General features: G+C 43.3%; 6 protein-coding genes. 5 read left to right on the top strand and 1 reads right to left on the bottom strand.

What is annotated here, in order from left to right; translation table 11 throughout:
• Positions 1–407: 407 nt before the first annotated feature.
• Positions 408–1,067, bottom strand: a complete 660-nt coding sequence (locus tag BW950_RS14210; protein ID WP_076489964.1) for a GntR family transcriptional regulator — start codon at positions 1,065–1,067, stop codon at positions 408–410.
• A 119-nt stretch (positions 1,068–1,186) separates the two neighbouring features.
• Here BW950_RS14210 and BW950_RS14205 point away from each other — a divergent pair, with 119 nt between their 5' ends.
• The 5 genes from BW950_RS14205 to BW950_RS14185 all read left to right on the top strand — a co-directional run bounded on the left by BW950_RS14205 (position 1,187) and on the right by BW950_RS14185 (position 6,759).
• Positions 1,187–2,152: a uroporphyrinogen decarboxylase family protein gene (locus BW950_RS14205; protein ID WP_076489963.1), complete on the top strand. Its 966-nt coding sequence runs from the start codon at positions 1,187–1,189 to the stop codon at positions 2,150–2,152.
• A 69-nt stretch (positions 2,153–2,221) separates the two neighbouring features.
• A complete protein-coding gene (locus BW950_RS14200) occupies positions 2,222–3,574 on the top strand; it encodes an ABC transporter substrate-binding protein (RefSeq protein WP_076489962.1) in 1,353 nt (450 codons plus the stop codon).
• 82 nt (positions 3,575–3,656) lie between these two features.
• The gene (locus tag BW950_RS14195; protein WP_083944053.1) at positions 3,657–4,556 is read left to right on the top strand and encodes a carbohydrate ABC transporter permease; all 900 of its coding nucleotides are present in this window, start codon (positions 3,657–3,659) and stop codon (positions 4,554–4,556) included.
• A 9-nt stretch (positions 4,557–4,565) separates the two neighbouring features.
• Complete coding sequence (locus tag BW950_RS14190; protein ID WP_076489961.1) at positions 4,566–5,396, top strand: carbohydrate ABC transporter permease; 831 nt, start codon at positions 4,566–4,568, stop codon at positions 5,394–5,396.
• 16 nt (positions 5,397–5,412) lie between these two features.
• Complete coding sequence (locus tag BW950_RS14185) at positions 5,413–6,759, top strand: L-cysteine desulfidase family protein (protein WP_076489960.1); 1,347 nt, start codon at positions 5,413–5,415, stop codon at positions 6,757–6,759.
• Positions 6,760–6,930: the final 171 nt, after the last annotated feature.

The raw sequence follows: 6,930 nt of genomic DNA, 5'->3' as shown, positions 1-6,930 counted from the left end.
CCTTCGGTATCGATAACCGCAGCCCAACCTCGCTCTGAGAGAGCCCCTGTTCATTTACCATTTTGACGGCTTCACTCTTGAGCTCGTCACTATACAATCGCTTCTTCTGTTGCATCGTTTCCTTGTTCCGCATCTGGATCGTTCAAGTATACGTGTCTACTGAAGTCAGTATAGGTCAAACCTGGCGAAAGATCGCTAAATGGCAGCAACTGGAACTCGTGCAAGCAGGACGAGCATTCAAAGACGGAATCCTCGTGGAGGATTCCGTAGCATAGGTCGGAAATCGGAAGGGATGCCCATCCACCAAGATTGACAGTATCCCAAGGGGTATCGAGTGCTGGTTCTTACGAGGATTAGCCAGGTTTCCTTCTGCCGGAAAAATTGGGAAGAATTGTGATAGAATTACCCTAAATTTTTATGGTATTTGCAAGCGAGTATGTGTTCAGGATGGATGCAATATCTTTCCGGAGCAGATCTTCAGCCTTCTTGAAATCTTTCTCGCTAATGGCTTCGCATACGATAATGTGTGATTTTGGATTGTAGGAGAGGTATGATTTTTGACCAGAGTTTCCAAAAAGCTGTGCGACTGCCCTCCAGAGTAAATGCATCGTTTTTCTTAATGAATCAGTAAGGAGTGTGTTTTTTGCATAAGAGATTAAAGTGATATGGAAGAGAGCATTATTTTCCCACCATTCTTCCAAGCTGACCGACTTTCCCATCTTGATATATTCAGTTTCATTGGTTAACTGCGTAAGGCAATCAATGGCATCCTTTTCAAGGCTCTCGAAGGATAAGCGAAGTCCTTCAAGTTCAAGAATAATTCTAAATTGAGTTGCCTCCCATATGTCGCGCTCTGTTAGTCGGATGATCTGATAGCCAAGGCGCGGGATGCTCCGTATTATACCCTCATTGCATAATTGAATGAGCGCCTCTCGAACCGGTGCCTTGCTAACGCCGAATTCTCCTGCAAGAGCGTTTTCTTTCAAAAAATCATTTATCTCGTATTTATTATTAATGATATTGTCAAGAATCTTATCGTGTATTTGATCTTTCAAACTTTGTGTCATGAAAACCCCTGCTTTTAGGTATACAAGAGATACAAAAAATTATCAAGTCTGTTGTTGACAGATCACTTGTTACAATACATGATTGTGGTATGATCAGTGATCATACGAAAGGAGAAGCTATGACAAAGAAACAGCGTGTTGCAGCTCTGATATGCGGAGAAGAGGTTGATAGGATACCTGCAAGTTTTTCTCTCCATTTTTCCAAAGAATCTGTATCAGGTAAGAAGGCGATCGATGCGCATAGAGAATTTTTCCAGGAGACTGACGTTGACGTATTAAAAATCATGAATGAAAATTTATTTTCTCCCGATGTGCTAATTCGATCGCCGGAAGACTGGAAGCACATAAGGCCGATTACGGGTAAAGAAGTATATATCCAAAACCAACTTGATATCATCAAGGCTCTTTCGGACGAGATGGGGGGAGATGCTTATATTTTTGCGACAATTCACGGGGTATTTGCATCAGCCTTTCATGCCACGAAAGATGATGATATGAAATTAGCCCATCACGATAAAGTGACCGCGCACCTGAGGGAGTCTCCTGATGTCATCGAAACCGCGCTGAAAAATATTGCTGAGGGCTTAGTTGCTTTTGTTGATCTATGCATCGAGGCGGGGGCTGAAGGAATTTATTATGCAGCCCTCGGTGCAGAGTCTTACCGGTTCACTAGGGACGAATTCAGCCGTTATATCAAACCCAACGATATCCTGGTCCTTGAAGCAGCAAAAAAAGCGCCGGGGGGAACAATACTTCACATGTGTAAGGACAGACTAAATATCGACCTTTACAAAGGATATCCATGTGATATCGTAAATTGGGCGGTGAACGAGCAAAATATTAGTCTGGATGAAGGCAGGGAGTTGTTCAAAAAGCCTGTTCTTGGTGGGTTTGACGACAGGGCTGGTGTTCTGGTTGAAGGGAGAAAAAGAGATATAGAACACGAAGTTCACAGATTGGTAAACACCTATGGTCCTACGAACTTTATGTTAGGTGCAGACTGCACATTGCCGGAGAATATGTCTTATGAGCGAATCCGATGGGCGGTAGATGCATTGCAAATCGCAAAAATGCAAGTATCGTGAAAGAAAAACCAGCGAATTACTCGCAGATAATGCGTGGTAACGTGATAATGCTCTTTGGGGAGGTTTTGTATGAAAAAGGTGTTGTTATTATCAGTGGTACTTCTGGGTTCAGGCCTCGCTGTCTTCGCTGGAGGACAAAACGAGCCTATGGATGAAGATGTGTATCCTGCGGGTACCATGTCATTTATGGGGTATGGGAATCCGCAGGTTCACAAGGTTCATGCGGATGATTTTTTAAACAGAAATCGGGACGTAGCACCAACTGTTGATTTTGAAATTCTGCATGTTGAATCAGAATCAGCAGCCCGGCAACACGTGATTATGTCAGTGACAGCTGGTGCTTGGGACGATCTTCCTACCGCTATGCGCACTGAGGAAGTAAGTCTTCAGGTCATGGCGGACCATGGTATCTTGGTAGATTTGACGGATTTTGCACTTGAGCACAAGGATGACTACATTGACGGTGTTTGGGATGCAGGATTCTATGATGGTAGGTATTATGGTATTCCTACCCAATTTAAGCCACAGTTGCTATTTTACAACGCCACATTATTCGAGAAATATAATATCGATCCTGAAAGGATGGATACTATAGAGGGATGGATTGATGTGGGGAGGGATCTGAAGAGGAAGAGTGAAGGAAAAGTGCGTCTTTCTTATATTGATCCGGGACATTTCACGTGGCGCTATTATGGCAGAAGAGGTTTAATGCCGCAGGCCGAGGCCAATATTTGGGATGATGATGGAAATGTTGTCATTGATACAGATCCAGGATCCCTGCTTGCGTTCAATACTCTTGATACACTTAAGTCAGAAGACTTGTTGCTCACCGCTTCAATGTTTCAGCCCCAGTTGTACGATGCAACCCGTGATGGACGGATTGCAACCTTTTACATTGGTGCTTTCTGGGATCAATTTCTCAGGCAGAATCTGCCTGATATGGAAGGTGACTGGAGGATGATGCCTGCGCCCATGTTTGAAAACATTGGGTTGCGTGGCGCCCCTGTTGCGGCCATTGATGTGATCCTCAATCCTCCGGGAGGAGCGCCTTACAAGGATTTGTACCTTGAAATGATGTTGGACTTTCAGTTCAACAACGAGGCAAGGATTGACTGGACAGAAAAAATGATTGGCCAGAATCAGACAGTTTCCGCGCCCATTGTAAAGAAAACTTTGGAAGATCCCTACTGGTCTCAACCGACTCACTATTATGGCGGTCAGTCTCTCCTGGGTATGGAAACCAAAGGTTTGGTGAACTTTGCTCCAAACCTCAGGGTTACAAATGTTGATGCTGAGGCTGACTCCATCATTTCTGCAGAACTGGAAAAATATGTTGCGGGAGATCAATCAATGGATCAGGCGGTCGCTAACATGGGAAGGATACTAAGGCAGAGAATTCGAAAGGCTCCAGCAGCTCGATAACGAAATGCAAATATGATTGGTCTCCACCCGGTATGAGCGAATGATTCCTGCCGGGTGATCTATAACGAATGGAGTATACATCATGAGAGTCGATAGTTTATGGGCAAGAATGTGGAAACACCGTATAGTTTACATGTTCATTGCTCCCTACTTTGTTCTTTTTGTCTTGTTCCAGCTGATTCCGCTTGTATGGTCCTTTGTGCTGAGCTTTCATCAATGGTCAGGGCTTGGCAACATGGATTTTATTGGTTTTGAGAATTACCAAAGAATGCTCTCAAGCGAGCAATTTCAAAAAGCCCTTATAAATACAGTCTTTTATTGGATTGTGAGTGTTTCTACAATAATACCAATTTCTTTATTTTTGGCCTGTATTATCGATAGTTCATGGCTGAAGAAAAGAGAGTTAATTCAAACTGTATTGTTTTTGCCGTACATTGTTTCTTGGGTCGCGGCTGCTTTGATATTTAGGATGATCTTTGATCATGAAGTTGGTCTGGTAAACATAATATTTGTTTATTTTGGATTTGATCCACAGCCTTGGCTTATTAGTACAAGATTATCAAAGATTCCAATATCTGTTCTTATTATATGGAGGCTTGTTCCTTGGTACATGCTGATCATATATTCTGGACTTAAAAGTGTTGATCATCAGTATTATGAGGCGGCTTTTATAGAGGGGGCAAATGCCTTTCACCGCTTAGTTAAGATAACTATTCCTCTTATTAGCACTATTCTGTCTTTTTGCTTTATAACTTTAACTATAGAATCTTTTAGAATATTTGCTCAGCCTTATGCTCTAACACGAGGAGGGCCAGGTAATTCATCAATGTCTATTGTTCAATACCTGTATGTAAATGGTTTTGAGTTCTTCAATCTGGGCTATGCATCTACCATTGGGTATGCCCTGGCTCTTATCTTGCTTTTAGTGTCATCCCTGCAAATCAAATCAATGACTCGTCGAAACAAAGAAATGAGCATGTGAGTAAATATTATGAAAATAAGCATTGTTGAGCGCAATTTGTTAATATTTGTACTTTTGTTTATCATGATCTTATCTGTTTTTCCTTTTTTGTTCATGTTTATCATTGCAATGAAGTCTCCGGGAGAGAGTGTTACGGGATTAAGCTCGCTTTATGTTTTGAGTCCGACATTTGATAACTTCATTCGTGTGAACCAGATTATTCCTCTCTATCGGAATATGTTGAATAGTGTTGTTGTGTCATCATTTGGAGCTCTCACGACGGTGTTTTTCTGCGCTTTAGCAGGATTTGCCTTTGCGAAATATGAGTTTCCTGGAAAAGAAGTCATGTTTTTTGTGATGATTGCTACAATGATGGTTCCTGAAGAAACGAGCGTAATTCCAGTATTTATAATAATTAGGAACTTAGGTTGGGTTAACAACTTGCTGTCTCTCATTGTTCCAAAAATTGCTACTGCAATTGGCATATTTTATATGAGGCAGTATATTACGGCTTTTCCGTCTTCTGTCATGGAGCAGTCCCGTATCGATGGGTGTGGCGAATTCAGAATATTCTGGAACATCGTGCTTCCAAATATTACACCTGCTCTGGCCGCATGGGGATCGATTTCTTTTATTGTCCGATGGAATGAACTCTTGTGGCCATTGTTGTTCATGCGTTCAAGGGTCATGTATACGCTAACTGTGGCAATCTCGTTACTACCAACAGCTGAAGGGTTGTCCACTCCATGGCAAGTTATTATGGCTGGAGCGGCGGTATCTGTTATCCCCCTTATAGGGATCTATTTCATGCTCCAGCGGTTTCAAATTGCAGGACTTATGACAGGTTCTTTGAAGGGATAAAAAATAAGGAAAAAACATGGAAAATATCAATCTAAAACTTCTCGCTATGTTACGAAGAGAGCTTGTTACCTCTGTAGGATGTACTGAGCCCGCTGCAGTAGCCCTTGCATGCGCAACTTCAAGGAGGTATCTCTGTGATGAGCTTGCGAAGCTTTCAATTGTTGTTAGCAAAGATGTTTTCAAGAACGGGTTCAAGGTTGGAATTCCGGGGAGTAGTCAGAAAGGGCTGTTTATCGCGGCTGCCTTGGGCTACCTGTTCGGTGATTCCGAGACAGAACTTGAGGTTCTTTCTGGCATCAGTTCCGAGTCCCTTCCACATGCTGAAAAGCTTGTGAAATCAGGAATGATTAGCATTGACATTGATCATAGATACGACGGTCTATATATAAAAGTTGTGGCCGAAGGTGATCACAATAGTTCCGAAGTGGTGATACAGCATGAGCACAATCACGTTACCTACATTGCGACAAATGGGGGCGTTATATTTGAAAATCTGAATGCAGGAAACGCAGGCCAACCAAATTGTCAGGAGGTGCTTGATGAAGTTTCTCCTGAACGAATCATCCGTTTTGCGGACGAAGTGCCAATTGAAGATATCGCCTTCATCTACGATGCTGCTGTAGTCAATCTAGAGGCGGCCCGGCAGGGCATGGCCCAAGGGTGGGGTTTAAACATAGGGAAAACGCTGTTATCGATTGATGATGGATTTGAAGGAAGTAGTACTGATCTTACAATGTCTGGAATAACGCGAGCCTCGGCTTGGGCTGCTGCGGCTTCCGATGCCCGGATGTCGGGAAACAGCTGTCCCGTGGTTATAAACTCAGGAAGTGGAAATCAAGGTATTACAGCTTCGCTACCAGTTCTCAGTATTGCTAAGGATCTCGGTATGAAGAAGGAAATTGTGACGAGGGCTCTTGCCGTCAGTCATCTCATGGCTCTGTACCAGAAGCATTTCAGTGATCGAATTTCCGCTTTCTGCGGGGTGGTCACAGCTGCGACGGGGGCGGGGTGTGGAACTGCATATATGATGGGAGGCCGACTACCTGAAATTGAGGATACCATTAATACGGCTTTGGGAGGAATTTCAGGCATGATATGTGATGGGGCAAAGCCTAGTTGCGCGATGAAAATTGCATTGGCTGTGCAAAATGGCCTCCTGGCATGTGTCCTCTCTTTGAAAGGCAAGAGAATTACTCCCGGGGAGGGAATCGTTGCTAAAGATGCCTGTACAACAATAAGAAATATAGGAGTCCTTGCAAGGGATGGTATGTGTAGAACCGACGAGATCATCTTGCAGATCATGTTGAATGGTGATCTTTCATCAACCTCTAATGTGGGCCCCTCTGAAGAAAGCTTGGTATGATACTTTATGTGCGAGAACTCAACGTTTGCTGATGTGCAGGCAATGTTTTCGGGGCCTCCTTCAGGGGGGATGCGATTGTTGAGGCCCGCACTATTTGTTTATGAATCAGGGGATATAACCGAAATACTGTAGTTGAGACTTGAAAGAAAGGGGAAGGGAAACCGGGCTCAT

This window comes from Alkalispirochaeta americana, assembly GCF_900156105.1.
Taxonomy (GTDB): Bacteria; Spirochaetota; Spirochaetia; order DSM-27196; family Alkalispirochaetaceae; genus Alkalispirochaeta; species Alkalispirochaeta americana.
The sequence above is the reverse complement of the archived record's forward strand: the minus strand, read 5'-3'. Positions and strand labels throughout refer to the sequence as shown.